Source organism: Hymenobacter actinosclerus (assembly GCF_900111515.1).
Classification (GTDB): domain Bacteria; phylum Bacteroidota; class Bacteroidia; order Cytophagales; family Hymenobacteraceae; genus Hymenobacter; species Hymenobacter actinosclerus.
In genome coordinates this window covers 1,212,887-1,231,731 of sequence record NZ_FOHS01000002.1, presented here as the reverse complement: position 1 = coordinate 1,231,731, position 18,845 = coordinate 1,212,887, and the positions used below count along the sequence as shown (strand labels likewise).

Here is an 18,845-nt window from a genome sequence, read left to right as displayed (position 1 = left end):
AGACTAGGACGTTGATAGGCCCCAGGTGTACAGTCAGAAATGGCATAGCCGAGGGGTACTAAGGGCTCGAACACTTCTGTAGCAAATAAGCTCACCGCTTGCTTTTTCTTTCACTCTGCCTCTATGTCGAATTTCACAGCTGTTGTGTGCGAACACGCATAACACGCTGAATTGATAATGGTGGCTTTAGCCCGGGTGTTCACCTCTTCCCATTCCGAACAGAGTCGTTAAGCCCCGGAGCGCCTATGGTACTGCCTTCATCGGTGGGAGAGTCGGTCGCCGCCAACCTTATCAAGCCTGCTGCCCCGCAGCGTCCTGTGCCCGCAAGGCAGAAGGATGCGCGGGGCAGCTCGCGTTTAGGGCCAGGCCAACGGTAACAGGAGTGCCAACCGGCACAGGGCTACCGGGCTTTGTCTGGTCCAGCACAATAAGGCCCGCTTCTTCACGTGAGGGAGCGGGCCTTTATTGTGGGGGGATGGCTTCGAAACAGAAACAACTTCTACACAGCCCATCGTAGCCGGGCGCGATACTTGGAACCAGAGCGGTGGCAGCTGGACGCACGTGCACGGGCTCCTGAATGCTGCAAAACCTTAGAGTGCCTATCCTAAGGCTGGAATCCCTGTTTAATCAGCAGATATTCCAGCCTTTTTCATTGTCGCTGTAACCGGTAGCGCGCATGTAAGTCCTCAAGGGGATTTGCCGCCCCTTTTTTGTGTTTACCTTCACGGAATTACTGTTTCTGCTTCATGGTATTTACGTATCCGTGGTTTCTGTGGGGTTTGCTGGCCGTTGCCATTCCCATTGCCATCCATTTATTTGAGTTGCGCCGGCCGCAGCGCGTGCTGTTTTCCAATGTGGAGTTTATCCGCGAGGTGAAGCTGGTGACGGCCCGGCAGCGTAAGCTGAAGCATTTACTAGTGTTGGCGGCCCGGATTGGGTTGGTTGTTTTTCTGGTTTTGCTATTCGCTCAGCCTTACATACCGGCACCTGAGCAGGCAGCCACTGGCAATGTTGTGCAGGTGGTGCTCGACGACTCGCCTAGTATGCGCCAATTGGGTGCCAATGACCAGCCGGTGCTGGAGCAGGCTATCGACCAAGCGGCCGATTTGCCCTTGGCCTTTCCGGCAGCGACCCGTTTTGGGCTTGCGCCGGGAGGGCCTGATTTGCTGAGTGCTGCCGCTTTTCGCAGTGCGGTGGAACAAGTGCAGGTGAGCGGCCAAGCAGGTAAACTGAGCCGGATGCTGGCTCAACGGCAGCAGAGCCGCGAAGTGGGAAAAGGGCCGTTATTCGTATTCTCCGATTTTCAGAAGAACGACTTTTCAACCCGCACCTTACAACTGCTTGATTCCACTCAGCAGGTTTTTCTGGTTCCAACTGCGGCTCGGCCCACTGCCAATGTGTTTGTGGACAGCGTTTGGCTGGATGACGGGTTTGTGCGCAGTGAGGTTGACCTGACCCTGCACATTAGATTAAGGAATGGTGGCCAGCAACTCGCCGAGAACTGCCCGGCTAAGCTCTTTGTCGGAACGCGGCAGGCCGCCGCTTTTCAGGCTACAGTGCCCGCGGGGCAAACCGTTACCAACCAGGTAAGGCTGCGGCTGAATGGGGCGCAGGCGCAGAAGTGCCGGGTGGCAGTCGATGATTTCCCAGTGGACTTCGACAATACTTACTTCTTTACATTGCAGCCCGCTGCGCAAATAAAGGTGGTGGAAGTGGCTCCGGTTGAACAACTCGGCCGGCTTTATGGCAACGAGCCGCTGTTCAGCTACCAATTCACCAGCGCACAAACGGCCGACTACCGCAAGCTGGCGGTAGGCAACCTGCTGATTCTGCGTGAAGCGCCGGGCCTTGCTGCCGGCCTGCGCGAAAACCTGCGCCGTGCCGTGCAGCAGGGGGCCACGCTGGTGGTAGTGCCTCCGGCCGCCATGGGTAGCCGCGAGGCATACGGGCAACTTTTCCGTGAGTTGGGGGTGGGCCAGGTACAGTGGCAACCAATGTCGCCTGCCGGGCCTGTACTTCAGGAGGTAGCGCTGCCCGATACCCGTAACCCCTTTTTTCAGGATGTGTTTGCGGGCCTGAACCCGCGGGCGGGTATGCCCCGCGCGGCACCGGTACTGCGTTGGGCTCGCACGGGCACTGAAATTTTGCGGATGCGCGACGGAGAGAGTTATCTGGCTGGTTTTCCGAGTGGGGCCGGCATGGTGTACGTATTCTCGGCCCCGTTTACTGCCCCGTATTCCGATTTCGCCCAGCACCCGCTGTTTGTCCCGGTACTTTATAAACTGGCTATGCAGAGCTACCGGCAGCCGCAACAGCCCGCTTACCGCATCAATCAGGCCGTTGTAGGCGTACAGCTCCCGGAAACGGCCGCTGGTCCGGAGGCGGTATACCGGCTGGTGCAGGATAGTCTGAGCTTTATTCCGGTGCATCGGCGGCAGGGCAGTATGCTGCGGTTGGAGATTCCGCCTGGACTACGGCAGCCCGGGTTCTACGAATTGCAGCAGGCCGGCAAAACTGTTGCCACGCTGGCTTTCAACTTCGACAAGCGCGAATCGGAACTGGCCGGCTACTCGGCGGCCGAGCTACGCGCCCTAATTGGTCCCAATCGGCCCAATGTGCGGGTGTATGAAACCAGCGGCAGCCAGACGGCGGCCGCGCAGTATAAGGCTACGCGGGTTGGGACGCCGCTGTGGCAGTACTGCATCTGGGGGGCGCTGGCCTGCCTGTTGCTGGAGGCGCTGCTGCTGCGTTGGCAGCGTCGGCCCGCGCCCGTGGTGGCGGTAGGGGCGTAAGAGGGGCTGGAGCAGCCGACCGCAACAAGTGGTGGGGTAAGGGTGGTTGCGATGGGGCCCGTATCTTGCGCCTTCATTCGATCTATGCTTTTGAAACCCACTACCGCTTCCACTGCCAGCCCCGTGCTGCGCACCGCCATGTTATGCGGGGCCATTACCGGGGCGTTGTGCTTTGCCTGGGTGTTGTTCCTTTATGTCAGCGACAACAACCCCTACGGTCCTAAACGGACGCTGGCCGACTTCTTCCCGCCGCTGGCCGCCATTGCCAGCCAGGTACTGCTGCGCCGCTACTACCAGCCGGAGGGGCCGGGGCTTGGGAAAAGCATCGGGGTAGGGGTGCTTACGGCGCTGGTATCGGCACTGGTAGCGGCCTCAGCGTTCTATCTCTTCTCGCGGCTTACGGGGCCAGGGCTGATTGAGCAGCACTTGGCGGAGGTACACAAACTGCTGGAAAGCACGAAAGCCCTGTACCTGAAGGAAGCCAACGGTCTGCAGCAATACGAGGCTACGCTCCGCAACCTGGCCCGCACACCGGCCCAGTTTGCGCAGGACGAATTTTCCAAAAAGCTGTTTTTCGGAGTGCTGATCAGTATTCCGGGTGGGGTGTTCTTGCGGAAATAATTTACCTTCCCGCAATCATCCACTCTCTACCCCTTTTTGTTCATGGAAAACACCACTACCCCCGCAGTTACGCCATCCTCAGTTGGCATCCGTTACGGCCTCATTACCGGAGTCATAGTCACTATTATCTCGTTTCTACAGCTAGCCCTTATCAGCGACCCTGAAACCCCGGTGCGTTGGTTGAGTGCAGTAGTGATGATTGTGGCGATTGTCATGGCCCACAAACAATTCAAAAAGCTCAATAACGGCTTCATGAGCTACGGTCAGGGCTTAGGCATCGGCACTATTCTGACGGTAGTAGCCGGCGTTATCAGCAGCATTTTCAGCTATGTGTACATGACCTTTATCGACCCCAGCTACATGGGACGGGTAATGGACTTGACGCGGGCTAAAATGGAAACCCAGGGCCTGGATGAAGCCCAGATTGACCAGGCAATGGCCATGACTTCGAAGTTTTCGAGTGGGCCACTGACAATAGTATTCGGAATCCTAGGAGCTGCTATTGTGGGCTTTATTATCTCGCTCATCGTTTCGGCTTTCACTAAAAATACCCGCCCTGAGTTTGAGTAAGCGCCTGCCGCAGCACTTTCCGGTGGAGTTGTCCATCGTTATTCCGCTGCTCAACGAAGCCGAGTCATTGCCCGAGCTCACGCGCTGGATTCATCGCGTGCTGGCGCAGCATGGGCTCACCTACGAGGTCATTCTCATCGACGACGGCTCGACCGACGACTCGTGGGCCGTGATTGAGGAACTGGCCGCCACCGACACCCACCTGCGCGGCATCCGCTTCAACCGCAACTACGGTAAGTCGGCGGCCCTGAACGTGGGCTTCAAGGAAACGACCGGCCGGGTGGTGTGCACCATGGACGCCGACCTGCAGGACTCGCCCGAGGAGTTGCCCGAACTCTACCGCATGATTACCGAGGACGGCCTCGATCTGGTGAGCGGCTGGAAGAAGAAGCGCTTCGACCCGCTTAGCAAAACCATTCCGACTAAGCTCTTCAACGGGGCCACGCGCTGGATTTCGGGCATCAACCTGCACGATTTCAACTGCGGGCTGAAATCCTACGATAGTCGGGTGGTAAAAAGCATCGAGGTGTACGGCGAAATGCACCGCTACATCCCCGTTATCGCCAAGTGGGCCGGTTTCCGGCGCATCGGCGAGAAGGTAGTGCAGCACCAGGAGCGCAAGTACGGCACCACCAAGTTCGGGCTGGAGCGGTTCGTGTACGGCTTCCTCGATTTGATGAGCATCACGTTCGTGAGCCGGTTTCGGCGGCGGCCGATGCATTTTTTCGGGGCCCTGGGCTCGGTTTCCTTCCTGCTGGGCATGCTGATTGCGCTCTGGCTGATGGTGGATAAAGTCTGGCACTCCTGGCACAACGTGGCCACCCGCGCCGTTACCGATCAGCCCTTGTTCTTCCTGGCCCTGGTAGCCGTTATTGTGGGTGTGCAGTTGTTTCTGGCCGGTTTTTTGGCCGAAATGGTGCAGCTCAACGGCGACAACCGCAACGACTACCTGGTAAAGGAGCGGCTTAATTTGAAGTAAAAAGCAAATTGTCACCTAACAAGATGCGCGTAGTCATCATCGGGCCGGCGTACCCGCTGCGGGGCGGGCTGGCTACCTACAACGAGCGGCTGGCCCAGGCCTTTCAGGAGGCCGGCGACGAGGTGCGACTCGTGACTTTCTCGCTCCAGTATCCTGGCTTCCTGTTTCCGGGCCAGACGCAGTTCAGCACCGGGCCCGCGCCCGAGGGGCTCGACATTGAGGTCAGTCTGAACTCGGTGAATCCGCTTTCGTGGTGGAAAGTAGGGGAGAAGCTACGCCGCGAGAAGCCCGATTTGGTTGTTTTTCGGTTCTGGCTGCCGTTTATGGGGCCGGCCCTGGGCACGGTGGCCCGCCTCGCCGCCCGCAACGGCCACACCCGCGTGGTGGCCATCACCGACAACGTGATTCCGCACGAGGCCCGGCCCGGCGACCGGCCGCTGACGCGCTACTTCCTGAGCGCCTGCCACGGCTTCGTGACAATGAGCCGGTCGGTGCTGGCCGATTTGCGCCGCCTGCACTTCCGGCAACCGGCCCTCTACCGCCCCCACCCGCTCTACGACAACTTCGGCCCTACCAAGCCTAAAGCGTCGGCCCTGGCGGCTTTAAAGCTCGATCCCAGCTTTGGCTACCTGTTGTTCTTCGGCTTCATCCGCGCCTATAAGGGCCTCGATATCCTGCTCGAAGCGTTTGCCGACGAGCGGCTGGCCGCGCTGCCGGTGAAGCTGATAATTGCCGGCGAATACTACGAGGATGCCGCGCCCTACGAGGCGCTCATCAGGCAGCACAACCTGGAAAGCCGCCTGATCCGGGCCACCGACTTCATCCCCAACGAGCAGGTAGCCGACTATTTTTGCGCCGCCGATATGGTAGTGCAGCCCTACAAAAACGCCACCCAGAGCGGGGTTTCGCAGATTGCCTACCACTTCGGCCGCCCCATGCTGGTCACCGACGTGGGTGGCCTGGCCGAACTGATTCCTGACGGAGAAGTCGGCTACGTAGTGCCGCCCGCGCCCCAGGCTATTGCCGACGCGCTGGTCGATTTTTACGCCCGGCAGCGGGAGGTCGAGTTTATGGCCGGGTTGGCGGCGAAGCGCCAGGAGTTTTCGTGGGAGGTGATGGTAGCGGCGCTGAAGGAAGTGGCAGGCTGACTGCCGGAGCTCCGGCGCCGGCTCGCCCTAAGGAGTTAAACGGGCACACTCGCTCGCACCGCCTCAAATACCCTCTCCGCCGGTAAATCCTCCATGCAACTGGCGCCCAGGCGGCAGGTACCGCGGTAGAAGCACACGCATTGCCTGTCGGACTGCACGAGCTGGCCGCGGCCGTAGAGGTCAAATTCGTGGGGGTTGAAGATGTTGTTCATCAGAATCGTGGGCTTTTGCAGGGCGATGCTGATGTGCATGGCCATGGTTACCTGCGTCACGATGCCGTCCAGCTGGTGCATGAGGTTGATGAACTGGGGCAGGGGGAAGGTGCCCAGGTAGGCCGCGCCGGTGGCGGCTTGCAGGCGGCGGTTGCGGGCGTCTTCGGCCTCGCCGCCCAGCAGCACGGGTGCGTAGCCGGCGGTTTGCAGCTGGGCAATTAGCGCCAGCCACTTCTCGTCGCTCCACAGGCGCGTGGTCCACCGGTCGCCGCAGCCGGTGTTCAGGCCGATGCGGGGGCCAGCGCCGGTAGGTAACTGGCTCCAATCGTAGCCCTTGTCGTCGTGGGTGTCGAAGACGTACTCTTCGCCCCGGAAGTCGAAGCCGCAGAGCTCGAAAATCTCCTGCACGTAGGGCTTGGTGTTGGCCAGGCTGAGCTGGTCGAACACGCCGGTGAGGTATTTGTGCTGGGCCAGCTCGTTCACCGGCCAGGCCACGCCGTCGGCGGAGCGCAGGGCGTAGCCGAACTTCTCGGGGGCCGAAATAACGTTCAGCAGCGCGCAGGCCTCCTTCTCTTTATCGAGGTTGATAACGACGTCGAACTCGCGGGCCTGCAGTTGCAGGGCGCTGGCGAAATCAAACTTGAGAATTTCCTCAATCTCGTGCTGGGGCAGGATGGCGGGCGTGAGTGTGAGCCAGGTGATAAAGCAGCCCGGCCGCTCCTGGCGCAGCCGCCGCAGCAGGGGCGTGGTCCGGATAACGTCGCCGATGGCCCCGAGCTTGATGATCAGAATGCGGCTCGTGACGGGCGCGTACACCGGGCAGTCGGGGCAGGTGTAACCATCGGTTTTGTTGGGCCGGCAGGGCAGGTCGCCGCGGAAGTGGCGGCAGTCGGCATGCACAGTGAGGCCGTTGAGTTGGGGCATTACAGTCTGGTGAGCTTGAGTTGTTAACTAAGGGAAATGCGGTAGCTGTGCTGAACAGGGTAGTTTACCTTCTGCGAGGAAGGAATCTGCCCATTTGCTGCATTGCTCGTATTGCGTCACATTCCCACGTAGTTCTGCGGCGCAATGGCACGCAGCTCCTGCTTCACGGCGTCGCTCACGTCCAGCCCATCCACGAACTCGCGGATGGTTTCCTGCGAAATGGCTTCGCCGGTGCGGGTGAGGGCTTTGAGGGCGTTGTAGGGGTCGGGGTAGGCTTCGCGGCGCAGGATGGTTTGCAGGGCCTCGGCCACCACGGCCCAGTTGGCTTCCAGGTCGCGGTGCAGGGCGGCTTCGTCGAGGGCCAGCTTGCCGAGGCCGCGCTGCAGGGCCGTAAGGGCGATGAGCGTGTGGCCCAGCGGCACGCCCAGGTTGCGCAGCACCGTCGAGTCGGTGAGGTCGCGCTGGAGCCGGCTGATGGGCAGCTTGGCCGACAGGTGCTCCAGCACGGCATTGGCCAAACCCAGGTTGCCCTCGGCGTTTTCGAAGTCGATGGGGTTCACCTTGTGCGGCATAGCCGAGGAGCCCACTTCGCCGGCCTTCACCGTCTGGCGGAAGTAGCCCAGCGAAATGTACTGCCACACGTCGCGGGCCAGGTCGGTGAGGATGGTATTGAGCCGCTTGAGGCCGTCGCAGAGGGCGGCCAGGTGGTCGTAGTGCTCGATTTGGGTGGTGGGGTGGCTGCGCTTGAGCCCGAGCCGGCCCTCCACGAACTGCTGGGCAAACTGGTGCCAGTCGAGGTTGGGGTAGGCCACGTGGTGGGCGTTGAAGTTGCCGGTGGCCCCGCCGAACTTGGCCGCGAACGGCACCTGGCCCAGCAGCTCTACCTGGGCATCGAGCCGGGCCACAAACACTTCAATTTCCTTGCCCAGGCGGGTAGGGGAGGCCGGCTGGCCGTGGGTGCGGGCCAGCATGGGCACGGCGGCCCACTCCTGGGCGCGGGTGGCCAGCTGGTTGCGCACGGCGGCGTAGGCGGGCAGCAGGGTGTGGAGCAGCGCGTGCTGCAAACTCAGCGGAATGGCGGTGTTGTTGATATCCTGCGAGGTGAGGCCGAAGTGGATGAACTCCACGAACCCGCCCAGGCCCAGGGCCTGGAACTTGTCGCGCAGGAAGTACTCCACGGCCTTTACATCGTGGTTGGTAACCCGCTCGTGGGCCTTTACGGCCTCGGCATCGGCGGCCGTGAAGTCGGTATAGATGGCGCGCAGCGGCGCGAAGGTGGCCGTATCGACGCCGGTGAGCTGGGGCAGCGGCATTTCGGCCAGCGCAATAAAGTACTCCACCTCCACCAGCACCCGGTACCTGATCAAAGCCAGCTCCGAGAAGTAAGCCGCCAGCGGGGCCGTCTGGCGGTGGTAGCGGCCATCGAGGGGCGAAAGGGCAGTCAGGGGTGTGAGGGCGGCGAGGGCAGCGGCGGCGTCGGGCATAGGAGAGGAAACAGGAAGGTGAGGTACGGCGGCAAAGATAGTCCGGCGCATTCACCAAGTCACCCATTTGGGCATTCTGGGCGCGGGGCTTTTTGTTTACCTTTGCCGCATAAGTTACTCGTCGGGCGGTGGGTGGGGCCCGGTTGCGGCCGGCCTGGCCCCGGCCGGTCGTTTTCTCCCCGATTCGTGCGCATCACTCCCCTCATCAAGAAAAGAATTGGCCTCGGCCTGGGCATCTTTGCGCTGCTGCTGCTGGCCGGCCTGGGCCTGTTTCTGGTTAAGCGCCAGCAGCTGCTCGAAGTGGCGCTGCGGCAGGTAAAGGCCAAAGTCGAGCGCAAGTTTCCGGTTACGCTCACGCTGGGTCCGGCCCGCTTCACCGACCTAAACACCGTGGAGCTGCGCGGCATCAGCATCGTGCCCACGGCCCCGCTGCTCACCGACACGCTGCTGCGGGCCCGCACCGTGCGCGCTTCGCTCAGCGTACGCAGCCTGTTTGCCGGCCGGCCCGTGTTCAGCAACCTCGAAATCGATACCGTGCGCCTCACGGCCCACCAGACCACCAACGGCCGCGACAACTTCTCGTTTCTCTATAAGAAGAAGAAGGGCGAACCCACCGTGGTCCGCGACACCACCAAGGGCACCAACTACGGCCTGCTGGCCAACCAGCTGCTCGAAGCCACCTTCGACAACGTGCCCGGCGAGGCCGATTTCCGCGAATTCCTTATCACTTACGACGGCCCCCGCCACCGCGCCCGCCTGACCATGCCGCGCCTGGCCATTGAGGACGGCGAAATTTCGGGCGAAATGACGGCCCTGATTGACTCGGTGGAAAACCGCGTGGGCATCATCGGCCACATCGATGCCGGCGACTACGAGGTGGACGCGCAGGTGTTCGGCCTCGATAAGCGGCCGGTGGTGCTGCCCATCGTGCAGCGCCGCTACGGCGCCCGGGTGCAGTTCGATACGGTGCGCGTGAGCCTGTCGGACAAGACGTTCCGGCGCGACGAGCTGACGCTGACCGGCACGGCCTCGGCCGTCAACTTCATCGTCAACCACCCCAAGCTCTCCGACCAGGATGTGCGTTTCCCGCGCGGGGGCATCGACTTCGTGACCCGACTGGGGCAGGCCTCGTTTGCGCTGGAGAAAGGCACCCGGGTGCTGCTCAACCGCATGGAGTTTTTTCCGGAGCTGAGCGTGCGCCGCCGGCCGGTGCCCGAGCGGGTGGTGGGCAAGAACATCAACGGCCTGACCAGCCGCAGCCAGGCGCTTGCCGGCATGGTGGTGAAGCTGGACGTGCAGTCGGCCGAAACCAAGGCCAACGACTTCTTCGAGGCCCTGCCCGAGGGCATGTTTGAAACCCTCGAAGGCACCCGCGCCGAGGGTACGCTGCAGTACCGGCTGCACGCCGCCCTCGACATGAATAAGCTCGACAGCCTGCAGTTCGACTCGGGCCTGCGGGCCACCAAGTTCCGCATCACGCAGTTTGGCCGCGAAGACCTCAACAAGCTCAACGAACCGTTCCGCTACACCGCCTACAACGACAAGGGCGACTCGGTAAAGACGTTCACTGTGGGCCCCGCCAACCCCGAATTCACGCCCTACAACCAGGTTTCCGATTACCTGAAGTATGCCATTATGACGGCCGAGGACCCGCGCTTCATGACCCACCGGGGCTTTATGGAGAAGGCCTTTGTGAAGTCGGCCATCCAGAACCTGAAGGAGCGGCGCTTTGCCCGCGGCGGTAGCACGCTCTCGATGCAGCTGGTGAAAAACGTGTTCCTGACCCGTAAGAAAACCATCGTGCGCAAGGTCGAGGAGGCGCTAATCGTCTGGATTATTGAGAACACGCGCCTGGCCAGCAAGCAGCGCATGCTGGAGGTGTACCTGAATATTATTGAGTGGGGGCCGAAGATTTACGGCGTCCACGAGGCGGCCGAGTTCTACTTCAACAAGCAGCCGGCCAACCTCAACCTGTCGGAAAGTCTGTACCTGGCCAGCATCATTCCGAGCCCGAAACGCTTTCGGGGGGGCTTCAACCAGTACGGCGACATGCGCGGCTCGGCCCGCTACTTCCAGCGCCTGATTGCCCAGCTCATGGCCCGGCGCGGCTACATCACCGAGGGCGAGGCCGAAAGCGTGGGCGGCGTGAGCTTCAGCGGGCGCGGCCTGCGGGCCATGAACTTCATCGCCCGCCCCGATACTACCCGCCTGTCACTGGCCCCCGACTCGACCCGTTTCGACGAGCCCATCGACCTGCTCGACCTGCTCGGTACCGGCGCGCCCGCCGGCCTGGAGGTGCCCGCCGGCAACACGGTGCCGCCAAAACCGGAGTAGCAGAAGCAAAGAGCCACTCCGGTTTTCAGGCCAGTAAACAGCTTATAAAACCGAACGGCGGCGCGAACTTGGTAGTTCGCGCCGCCGTTCGGTCGGCCCTGCTAGTGCGGGGGCGCGAACTACCAAGGTCGCGCTACATGCTCAGATAGCGGGCGGGTTGCGCTGTTACTCACCCGGCGCCTCGCTCTGCTCCTCTACCACCGGTTTGGGGAACAGCAGCGACAGGACCACCGAGAGCACCAGAATCACTCCGACCGTGCCCAGCGACCAGCCCATGGAAATATGCACGTCGAAGCCCTCAACCAGCAGCTTGCCGCCGATGAATACCAGGATAAGGGCCAGGCCGTAGTGCAGGTAGTGGAACAGGCGCATGAGGCCTTCGAGAGCGAAATACAGCGCCCGCAGGCCTAAAAGCGCAAATACGTTGCTGGTGTACACGATAAACGTGTCGCGCGAGACGGCCAGGATGGCCGGAATGGAGTCGGCGGCAAACACCACGTCGGTGGTTTCCACCATCACCAGCACTACGAGCAGGGGCGTGGCGAACAGTACGCCGTCTTTGCGCACGAAGAACTTGCCCTCGTGCAGCTTGCTGGTAATGGGCAGGTGGCGGCTCAGAAACTTAACTATTGGATTGCTGTCGGGGTCGATTTCGGGCTCGCCGCCACTAGTAGCCATCTTGATGCCCGTGTACACGAGGAAGGCCCCGAGCACGTACATAAGAAAGTGAAACTTGGCCAGCAGCGCCGCCCCGGCCAGAATAAAGGCCGCCCGCAGCACCAGCGCCCCGATAATGCCCCAGAACAGGATTTTGTGCTGGTACTGCGCCGGTACCTTGAAATAGCTGAAAATCAGCAGAAACACGAACAGGTTATCCACGCTCAACGACTTCTCGATGAGGTAGCCGGTGAGGAACTCCAGGGCGGCGGCCTTACCCAGCCACTGGTACACCAGGTAGTTGAAGGACAGCGAAAGAGCCACCCAGAAGGCGCTCCAACCCAGGGCCTCGCGCATACTCACCACGTGGTCGCGGCGGTTGAATACCAGCAGGTCGAGCAAGAGCAGGGCCAGCACGAACACGTTGAAGCCGACCCAGAACAGCGGGGAAATATCCATTGCTAGCAAGATACGTGGCCGCCGCCGAAACTGCCGGCCGGCCGTGCCCGGCTGCCGGGGCGCCTAGCGCGTTTCGGGGTCGGCCGTGGCCGTGGTGAGGGGGGCGTTGAGGCGGGGCGCTTCGGCGGGCGCGGCGGCCGTGCGGTCGAAGCGCCGGAACCAGCTGCTCATCTTCATCTGCACCACGCCAAAGAAGGCCTCCTTGAAAATGCCCTTGCTCATCTTGGAGGTGCCGCGGGTGCGGTCGGTGAAGATAATGGGCACTTCCTTGAGGCGGAAGCCGAACTTGTAAGCCAGCCACTTCATCTCAATCTGGAAGGCATAGCCCACAAACCGGATTCGCTCGCGGGTAATTACGCGCAACACCCGGGCCGTGTAGCACTTGAAACCGGCCGTGGCATCCATGATGGGCATGCGCGTAACCAGGCGCACGTAGGCCGAGGCAAAATACGACATCAGCACCCGGCTCATGGGCCAGTTGACCACGTTTACGCCCTCGATATAGCGCGAGCCGATAGCCAGATCGTAGCCCTGGTGGGCGCAGGCGTCGTAGAGGCGCAGCAGGTCCTCGGGGTTGTGCGAGAAGTCGGCGTCCATCTCGAACACGTACTCGTAGCCGTGGGCCAGGGCCCAGCGGAAGCCGTGCAGGTAGGCCGTGCCCAGGCCCAGCTTGCCGGCCCGCTCTTCCAGAAACAGCCGCTCCGGAAACTCGGCCATCAGCGTACGCACGATACCAGCCGTGCCGTCGGGCGAGCCATCATCGATGATGAGCACGTCGAACGGCTGGGGCAGCGAGAACACCTTGCGGATAATTAATTCCGCATTTTCCCGCTCGTTGTAGGTCGGTATCAGAACGAGGCCGTCAGTCATTGCCGTAAAGGTAAAATTTTGCGCGAGGTGCGGGGCTGACGAAATACGAATCGGCTGGCGGAGCAAACGACCGGAAAAGCATCCCAAGGATGCAGCCAGCCGACTGCAGGTTGCGTGCCGGAGGCTGAATAACCGGCCCGGGGCCTATGGGTTTGCAGAATATAGGATTTCTGCATTTAACGGCCCCAGACCCCGCACCTTTTGCAACCCTGAAAACCGGCAGCTGGCCGCCGCCCATGCCGCACCCTAGCGCATCGCGGCCAGCGTGGCGGCCAGCTGCCGGGCGTGGCGCACGCAGTCGGGCACGCCGGCGCCGGCCCGCCAGTTGGCCGTAGCGTGCAGGCCCAGCGCCTGCAACGTGTCGGCGGCGGCGTGGGCGGGCAGAATGCGGGCATCAAACTGCGGAATGGCGCGGGGCCAGAAGTAGCGGTACTGCCAGACCGGCGCGGCGCCCGCTTTCAGCCCGTAGAAGCGGCTGAGCTCGGCGTGCACCGCCGCCTGCTGCGTGGCGGCCGGCTCCCGGGCCTGGGTTTCGTACTGGGTGCCGCCCACAAATGTGGTGAACAGCACCTGCCCGGCCGGGGCGCGGTTAGGGAAGATGGAGCTGGTCCAGATGCTGCCGGCGGCGTAGGGCTGCTCGGCCTTGGGGTGCAGGGCCCCGAACCCGTTCAGCGGATGGCCCACATCGGCGCGCTGGTAGGCGGTGTAGATGGCGGCCATGGGCGGGTAGTACACGGCGGCCAGCGCGGCGGCCTGCTCCGGAAACTGCTCGGCCAGCAGCGGCGCGGCGGCGTAGGTAGGCAAAGCCAGCACCACCTGCTGGTACAGGCGCGGGGCGGGGCCGGCGGTAGTTTCCAGCTCCCAGCGGCCGTCGTCGGCGTGGCGGTGCAGGCGGGTGGCGGCCTGCCCGAAATGGGCGCGGCGCAGCTTGGCGGCCAGCGCGTTGGGCAGCGTCTGCAGGCCCCCGGCCAGCGACACAATGCGGCGGCGGGCAGCCTCCTTCTTGCCCTGCATCAGCCCGCGCAGCACCGAGCCGTGCTGCTGCTCCAGGGCCGCCAGCTGCGGAAACGTTTTGTGCAGCAGCAGCTGCGAAGGGTCGCCGGCATAAATACCCGAAATGAACGGGTTGAGCGCGTATTCGACTACCTCGGGGCCGAAGCGGCGGGTAAAGAACGCGCTCAGCGTTTCGAGCTCATCAACCGGCGCCGGCTTACGAAACAGCTCCCGCACAATGTTGTAGCGGCCTTTCAGACTGAAAAACTTGCTGGTCAGCAGGCCGGGCGGGGTGCCGGGCAGGGGCTGGTAGGCCCCGCCGCGCAGCACGTAGCGGTTCTGGCTTACGGCGGCGGCATCCTCAATTTTGTCGTTCAGCCCCAGCTCATTGAACAGGGCTGCCAGCTCGTCGGAAAGCTGCAGCGAGTTGGGCCCCACTTCGAGCAGGTAGCCCTCGTGCTGCTCCGAGCACATGGTGCCGCCCGGCCGCGCACTGGCCTCGAACAGGTCGTAGTCGATGCCCGCCCGCTGCAGGCCCCAGGCCAGCGTCAGGCCCGAAATACCCCCGCCGATAATTGCAATAGCCATTGGTTGATGTGCTGGTTGAGATGCTGCTGAAGTCGCAAAGATACGGTCATCCTGCCCGCCGCGAAGGCCGTGGGCCGCCACTGGCAGCAAACGAAAGCGGCTGTAGCAGCCCACTGTAAGCTCCGGATGACCGTATCTTTGCCCGCTGACCCCCGCTCCATTCAACGCCACCATCCATGAACAAAGCCGTTTTCCTCGACCGCGACGGGGTACTGAACCGGGAAATCGGGACGTATGTGTGGGAGCCGGCCGTATTCGACGTGCTGCCGGGCGTGCCCGAGAGCCTGGCCCGGCTCAAGGCTGCCGGCTACTATCTGATTGTGGTAACCAACCAGGCGGGCATCGCCCGCGGCCTCTACACGGCCGCCGATGTGCAGGCCTGCCACGCCAAGCTGCAGCAAGCGGTGGGCGGCCTTATTGATGCGCTGTACTTTGCGCCCGGCCACCCCAGCGTGTCGGAGAGCCTGCGCCGCAAGCCCGACTCGCTGATGCTGGAGCAGGCGCTGGCCCGTTTCCGGCTCGATGCCCGCCGCTGCTGGCTGGTGGGCGACCGGCTCCGCGACATGGCCGCCGCCGAAAAAGCCGGCGTGCGCGGCCTGCTGGTGGGCCCCGACGAGCCCCCGGGTTTCGCGCCCCGCACGGCCGACCTGCCCGCCGCCACCGACCTTATCCTGGCCACCGACGCCGCGACGGAGCGTTAACGCCGCCGGCCGCTGGCTTTCCAAAAACAGGAGCCAGCGGCCAGGCAATGGCAATGGGGCAAATAGCTACTGCTGGTCCGTGGGCTGGGCCGTGCTGGCTACTACTGGCGCTTCTACTTGTGCGGCCCGGTGCTGGGCGGGCTTTGCCGACGAGTAGGCCGGGCACGAGGAGCTGCAGGATGCGGCTGTGAACGAGAGAAAAACTCCGAAAATGAGAAGCTTTTTCATGGTAAAATTATAATTCGCTGATGAAATGCGGGCGTTACTCCCAACGCTCGTAGTCGCCAAACGATTCAGTTACCGCGAAATTGCGCTGCCCGCAAAAAGAATACAGACCTGCCTAAATGCAAAAAGCGCCTTCCCCGAAAGGGAGGCGCTCTGCAAAACTGGCGCGGAAATTACTGCCGCTCGATGGCAGTAGCCGGGCCCTGAGCCATAACGGGCGACGAAAGGCGGCTGGCGTCCTTGGTGGCGCTGTAGGCGGGGCATTGCATTTTTTTGTTGCAGGAGCTGAGGCCAAGACCGGCTACGCAGGCGAAGAGTAGGAGTTTTTTCATGCGTGAAATTTGAAATGCGGGCCGGGCCCAAAAAGATATAGCGGGCCTAAAGATAGGCAGTTGAACAGCCGCTTGCAACTGCCAGACCATCACTTCGCCCAATGGCCTGATATAGATGATGAAAACAGCGGGAACCCCGGTAAGAGGTTCCCGCTGTTTTGGACCTGGCAAAGATGATATAGCAGCGCCGCGCTACACCTGGTAGCCCAGAATCCGCAGCATCGACTCGCCGGTCTGCTCCTCAGCAAACACCCGGTCGGTAAGGTTGCCGTCGGCGTCGCGGTCGAGGATAACCATTTTGGGGGCCGGAATCAGGCAGTGCTTCACGCCGCCGTAGCCCGAGAGGCTTTCCTGGTAGGCGCCCGTGTGGAAGAAGCCCACGTAAAGCGGCTCAGAGTCGGTAGCGGGCTTGCGCTCGGGCAGGAACACCTGGTAGATGTGCTTTTCGGCGTTGTAGTAGTCCTGCGAGTCGCAGGTGAGGCCGCCGAGCTGAATCTTCTTGTACTTCTTGTCCCAGCCATTGAGGGCCAGCATGATAAAGCGCTGGTTCAGGGCCCAGGTGTCGGGCAGGTTGGTGATGAACGAGCCGTCAATCATGTACCAGAGCTCCTTATCGTTCTGGAGCTTCTCGTCCAGGATCGAGTAAATCGTGGCGCCCGACTCGCCCACCGTGAAGATGCCGAACTCGGTGAACACGTCGGGCTCGGGCACGCCCTCGTCGTCGCAGATGCGCTTGATGGTGCGCAGCACCTCCTCAATCATGTAGGGGTAGTCGTACTCCTTCTGAATGGAGGTCTGGATGGGCAGGCCGCCGCCAATGTCGATGGTGGTGAGGGTGGGGCAGACCTTGCGCATCTCGCAGTACTGGTGCACAAACCGGCTCAGCTCCGACCAGTAGTAGGACGTATCCTTGATGCCGGTGTTGATGAAGTAGTGCAGCATCTTCAGCTCGAAGCGCGGGTCGTCCTTGATTTTGCTTTCGTAGAGCGGCAGCGCATCGGCGTAGCGGATGCCCAGGCGCGAGGTGTAGAACTGGAAGCGCGGCTCCTCGTCGGAGGCCAGGCGCATGCCCAGGCAGCACGATTCGCGCACGTTGTCGTGGTAGTAGTCCACCTCGTTGGGCGAGTCGAGGATGGGCATGCAGTTGCCGAAGCCGTCGTTGAGGAGGCGGGTGATTTCGCGCTTGTATTCCTCGGTTTTGAAGCCGTTGCAGATAATATAGGTGTCCTTGGTCACGCGGCCCTTGGCGTACATGGCCCGGATGATATTGGTATCAAACCACGACGAGGTTTCGATATGCACGTCGTTTTTGAGGGCCTCTTCGACCACGAAGCTGAAGTGCGAGGCCTTGGTGCAGTAGGCGTAGGAGTACTTGCCGCGGTAGCCGGTTTTTTCGATGCCGCGGGCAAACCACTCCTGGGCCCGCTTGATCTGGGAGCTGATTTTGGGCAGGTAGGAGAGGCGCAGCGGCGTGCCGTGCTTCTTTACCAGCGCCATCAGATCGATGCCCTCGAAGCGCAGCTCATTATTTTCCACCTTGAACTCGTCGGTCGGGAAGTCGAAGGTCTGCGAAATCAGGTCTTGGTAGGTGTCCATGTAGGGCATTGGAAAACGGGGGCTTTAGAGCTTGGGGCCTGGCGTTTAGGGCGCAGGGCCGGAATAGGGGAGAGCAGGGCAGCAAACGGACGGCGGGCGGCGCAGAAAAAAACTTCTTTGCCGGCACGCAGCTCGATCAACTAAGCCGTAAATTGCTGCTGCAAAGATACCCCCTCGCGGGGGTTTTGGTTGTGCTCTGTTCGTTGGTGGCGCCGGAAAGTCCGCGCGCGTCAAGCCTGAGGGGAATTCCCACCCGCTCAATCGGCAAGCATTAAAACCACTCTAACCCTTTTTCTGCCAATGTAATATGCGACGTATCAAGCTGCTGGAAGTGCGCTCCGAACTGGGGGCCGGAACCCGGGGGGCCAGTATGGGCATCGATGCCCTCAAGGTGGCCTGCCTCAACAAGGGCTCCGATTACTTCCGCCGGTTCAACTCGGTTAAAGTGCCCGATCTGAACCACGTGCTGTTCGAGAAAAACCACTTCCCCTTCGCCCGCCACATCGACTCCATTTATATGGTGCAGAAGGGCATTGCCAGCACCGTGGAGCAGACGCTGCGGCTGGGCGAATTCCCGCTGGTACTGGCCGGCGACCACAGCAACGCTTCGGCCACCATTGCCGGCATCAAGGCTGCCTACCCCCACAAAACGCTCGGCGTCATCTGGGTTGATGCCCACGCCGACATTCACTCGCCCTACACTACGCCCAGCGGCAACGTGCACGGCATGCCGCTGGCCCTGAGCCTGAACGACGACAACCGCGAGTGCCAGCGCAACCAGCCCGCCGCCGAAACCGAGTTTTTCTGGCAGCGCCTGCGCGACTTGGGCGAGCCCGGCCCCAAAGTAGCCCCCGAGCACCTCGTGTACGTGGTGGTGCGCGACACCGAAGCCGAGGAAAACGCCATTATCGAGCGCCTGGGCATCAAAAACTACCAGCTCGACGAGGTGCGCGAAAAAGGCACCCGCCAGGTGGCCCGCGAAATTTATGAGCGCCTGCGCTTCTGCGACCTGGTGTACGTGTCGTTTGATGTGGATTCGCTGGATTCGCGCTTCAGCAAGGGCACCGGCACGCCCGTCGAGGACGGCCTGAACGTGGAGCAGGCCATCAGCCTGTGCCGCGCGCTGCTCGAAAACGACCGGGTAGTATGCTTCGAGATGGTGGAAATCAACCCCACCCTCGACTCGGAAAACACCATGGCCCAGAATGCCTTCGACATTCTCGAAGCCGCCACCGACGCCATCCAGAACCGCCTGCGCCTGGCCGAAGTGGTAAGCCGGTAGCGGTGATAGGGTGACTTGGTGATTTGGCGAACCCGCCTTTCATCCTGAGCAGGCTCAGGATGAAAGGCGGGTTCACGC

General features: G+C 61.9%; 16 protein-coding genes and 1 rRNA gene. 9 read left to right on the top strand and 8 right to left on the bottom strand.

Annotated elements, in window-relative coordinates:
- The first annotated feature begins 176 nt into the window (after positions 1 to 176).
- The 6 genes from rrf to BMY67_RS11545 all read left to right on the top strand — a co-directional run bounded on the left by rrf (position 177) and on the right by BMY67_RS11545 (position 6,110).
- A 5S ribosomal RNA gene (gene rrf, locus BMY67_RS11570) occupies positions 177 to 288 on the top strand.
- Between the two features lie 458 nt (positions 289 to 746).
- The gene (locus BMY67_RS11565) at positions 747 to 2,792 is read left to right on the top strand and encodes a BatA domain-containing protein (protein ID WP_092771585.1); all 2,046 of its coding nucleotides are present in this window, start codon (positions 747 to 749) and stop codon (positions 2,790 to 2,792) included.
- 84 nt (positions 2,793 to 2,876) lie between these two features.
- The gene (locus tag BMY67_RS11560; RefSeq protein ID WP_177189796.1) at positions 2,877 to 3,413 is read left to right on the top strand and encodes a DUF4199 domain-containing protein; all 537 of its coding nucleotides are present in this window, start codon (positions 2,877 to 2,879) and stop codon (positions 3,411 to 3,413) included.
- A gap of 42 nt (positions 3,414 to 3,455) precedes the next feature.
- Positions 3,456 to 3,983, top strand: a complete 528-nt coding sequence (locus tag BMY67_RS11555) for a DUF4199 domain-containing protein (RefSeq protein WP_143069794.1) — start codon at positions 3,456 to 3,458, stop codon at positions 3,981 to 3,983.
- Positions 3,976 to 4,962: a glycosyltransferase family 2 protein gene (locus tag BMY67_RS11550; RefSeq protein ID WP_092771579.1), complete on the top strand. Its 987-nt coding sequence runs from the start codon at positions 3,976 to 3,978 to the stop codon at positions 4,960 to 4,962. The genes BMY67_RS11555 and BMY67_RS11550 overlap by 8 nt, the downstream gene beginning before the upstream one ends.
- 23 nt (positions 4,963 to 4,985) lie before the next feature.
- Positions 4,986 to 6,110 (top strand): glycosyltransferase, encoded by a 1,125-nt coding sequence (locus tag BMY67_RS11545; protein ID WP_092771577.1) that lies wholly within the window; start codon positions 4,986 to 4,988, stop codon positions 6,108 to 6,110.
- A gap of 35 nt (positions 6,111 to 6,145) precedes the next feature.
- Here BMY67_RS11545 and BMY67_RS11540 read toward each other — a convergent pair whose 3' ends face one another.
- Together BMY67_RS11540 and purB are read right to left on the bottom strand one after the other, a co-directional pair.
- On the bottom strand, positions 6,146 to 7,246 hold the full coding sequence (locus BMY67_RS11540; protein WP_092771575.1) for a glycosyltransferase family 9 protein: 1,101 nt from the start codon (positions 7,244 to 7,246) through the stop codon (positions 6,146 to 6,148).
- Between the two features lie 116 nt (positions 7,247 to 7,362).
- Positions 7,363 to 8,730: an adenylosuccinate lyase gene (gene purB / locus BMY67_RS11535; protein WP_092771573.1), complete on the bottom strand. Its 1,368-nt coding sequence runs from the start codon at positions 8,728 to 8,730 to the stop codon at positions 7,363 to 7,365.
- A 186-nt stretch (positions 8,731 to 8,916) separates the two neighbouring features.
- Here purB and BMY67_RS11530 point away from each other — a divergent pair, with 186 nt between their 5' ends.
- Entirely contained in the window at positions 8,917 to 11,064 is a 2,148-nt protein-coding gene (locus BMY67_RS11530) for a biosynthetic peptidoglycan transglycosylase (protein ID WP_092771571.1), read from the top strand.
- 165 nt (positions 11,065 to 11,229) lie between these two features.
- Here BMY67_RS11530 and BMY67_RS11525 read toward each other — a convergent pair whose 3' ends face one another.
- The 3 genes from BMY67_RS11525 to hemG form a co-directional block, all read right to left on the bottom strand.
- Entirely contained in the window at positions 11,230 to 12,180 is a 951-nt protein-coding gene (locus BMY67_RS11525; protein WP_092771569.1) for a TerC family protein, read from the bottom strand.
- A gap of 63 nt (positions 12,181 to 12,243) precedes the next feature.
- Positions 12,244 to 13,050 (bottom strand): polyprenol monophosphomannose synthase, encoded by an 807-nt coding sequence (locus tag BMY67_RS11520; protein WP_092771567.1) that lies wholly within the window; start codon positions 13,048 to 13,050, stop codon positions 12,244 to 12,246.
- 246 nt (positions 13,051 to 13,296) lie between these two features.
- Positions 13,297 to 14,631, bottom strand: coding sequence for a protoporphyrinogen oxidase (gene hemG, locus BMY67_RS11515; RefSeq protein ID WP_177189795.1), 1,335 nt, complete (start codon positions 14,629 to 14,631; stop codon positions 13,297 to 13,299).
- Between the two features lie 176 nt (positions 14,632 to 14,807).
- Here hemG and BMY67_RS11510 point away from each other — a divergent pair, with 176 nt between their 5' ends.
- Entirely contained in the window at positions 14,808 to 15,332 is a 525-nt protein-coding gene (locus tag BMY67_RS11510; protein WP_092771563.1) for a D-glycero-alpha-D-manno-heptose-1,7-bisphosphate 7-phosphatase, read from the top strand.
- A gap of 66 nt (positions 15,333 to 15,398) precedes the next feature.
- Here BMY67_RS11510 and BMY67_RS19350 read toward each other — a convergent pair whose 3' ends face one another.
- The 3 genes from BMY67_RS19350 to BMY67_RS11505 all read right to left on the bottom strand — a co-directional run bounded on the left by BMY67_RS19350 (position 15,399) and on the right by BMY67_RS11505 (position 17,485).
- Entirely contained in the window at positions 15,399 to 15,560 is a 162-nt protein-coding gene (locus BMY67_RS19350; protein ID WP_177189794.1) for a hypothetical protein, read from the bottom strand.
- Between the two features lie 170 nt (positions 15,561 to 15,730).
- A complete protein-coding gene (locus BMY67_RS19345) occupies positions 15,731 to 15,889 on the bottom strand; it encodes a hypothetical protein (RefSeq protein WP_177189793.1) in 159 nt (52 codons plus the stop codon).
- A gap of 192 nt (positions 15,890 to 16,081) precedes the next feature.
- The gene (locus BMY67_RS11505; RefSeq protein ID WP_092771711.1) at positions 16,082 to 17,485 is read right to left on the bottom strand and encodes a type III PLP-dependent enzyme domain-containing protein; all 1,404 of its coding nucleotides are present in this window, start codon (positions 17,483 to 17,485) and stop codon (positions 16,082 to 16,084) included.
- A gap of 307 nt (positions 17,486 to 17,792) precedes the next feature.
- Here BMY67_RS11505 and BMY67_RS11500 point away from each other — a divergent pair, with 307 nt between their 5' ends.
- A complete protein-coding gene (locus BMY67_RS11500) occupies positions 17,793 to 18,767 on the top strand; it encodes an arginase (protein ID WP_092771561.1) in 975 nt (324 codons plus the stop codon).
- Positions 18,768 to 18,845: the final 78 nt, after the last annotated feature.